This window comes from Pseudomonas sp. KD5 (assembly GCF_012932895.1).
Taxonomy (GTDB): Bacteria; Pseudomonadota; Gammaproteobacteria; order Pseudomonadales; family Pseudomonadaceae; genus Aquipseudomonas.
The window spans coordinates 1-1,517 of sequence record NZ_JDWJ01000031.1; the positions used below are offsets into that span (position 1 = coordinate 1).

The following is a 1,517-nucleotide window of genomic DNA, read 5'->3' on the forward strand; positions in this document are numbered from 1 at the left end:
TTCAACCTCACGCCAATAATCAACCGAACAGACGGGCAATCCTCGCGGATCGAAGACAGACACTTTGGGTGTGTTGTAGTGCATTCCCATCGTCGTGGCCGGCATACCCTGGATATCCTTTTTTTTGCCAATGGCCATCTAATCGTGGCGCTGACTGCCTGGCTACTGTCAGAAATTACAGTAGCGACCAGCGGTACACGCCCTTGAACCACGACTGCCCATTCCCGCAGCGGATTGGGTGTGCCTTTTTTGTCCCGCCGATTTACTGCCTGGCGGTGACAACCTTTTTGCTCATGGTGTTTCTGACCTTGGTACGCTCGAACACATTCACAGAGGACTTCGTTGCGCCAAAAAAACCTCGCCGGGTCGGGGAATACTTTCCGATGGTCGCTGCACCTTGAAGGGTTTGATAATGAATGTCCCACGCCTTTATTTTTCGGTCGTACCTCATAAAGGCGAACCCGGTTGTCTCTGTGATCACACTGTTGTTTTCATCAACATCAAACCCATAATCGGTAAATTCCATCGATGCGCTGAGCCCCATTCCGTGCTCAGCGGAAGGTAACTTGTTGTATTGCGCATCTTCTTTTGCACCCTCTACGTGCCTCACCCGCAAAACATTGTCATTGAGCTGATCGACCGTCAGCGAACAACCACTGAAACCCGGTGTAAAAACAAACTCGGGGTCCGTGCCTTTGGGATGGACAGGTATGTCTACATACCCTCCCTGCGCAGCCCAATAGCCGGAGACTGCGCTGGATTGTTCAGGAATTTCACCAGCAGCGATATCGACAACCTTGAGGGCATTGAACTCACCCTTCGCCGCGCCGGAATACGTCATCCGCTGCATTGAAAATATAAAACTGGCGCCTTCTTTATTCGCCAGTTGCGAGCTGACTTGCGGTGAATAAGCGACTTTCGTTGACATCAGCAAGTCGGTGTTAACCCCCACATGGCTAAATTCAGGAATCGACAATGCTTTGAGGATATCCGCTGACTGCCCCGTGAATGGCACCATGTGGATAGGTTTTCCCGCATCAACGGGCTTGGCACCCGGCACTTCGCGCTCATTACCCGTGGCGATTACCGGTGCCCGTAAGCCGTTACTAAAGGGCTTTTTCGAAATGGCTCCACTGTCATCAATCAAGCTGACCGGGTTGTTTCGGGTCATCCAATACAGATTCAGTCCATCCACTTTCCCCGCGGGGTCAGGATTCAGCCAACGGAACAACCACGGCACGTAGTACCGAAAACCATAGTAATAGAGCCTCGTCGCATCGCGCTCCTTACCCGAATAGCGAATGGTTTTATTGTCGACGCCAACCACGTCCGAACCGGCAAACCATGCAGTTTCGCCAAAGGGATAGAAGACTTCCTGACTGATGATGCGTGCGTCGTCGGCCAGTTCCAGGGTGCAGGACCTCAGGTGATCGACCAGGTTGTACCGGTATTGATCGTTGACCCCGGACGGTGGGTCGCTTACCCAGTGCAACACCCGAACCGTATTGAGTCCGGCC

The 1,517-nt window shown here is 52.7% G+C and carries 1 protein-coding gene; it reads right to left on the bottom strand.

What is annotated here, in order from left to right; translation table 11 throughout:
• Positions 1-262: 262 nt before the first annotated feature.
• On the bottom strand, positions 263-1,517 hold a 1,255-nt coding region (locus tag AF70_RS29940), incomplete at its 5' end, for an RHS repeat-associated core domain-containing protein (RefSeq protein ID WP_028940416.1).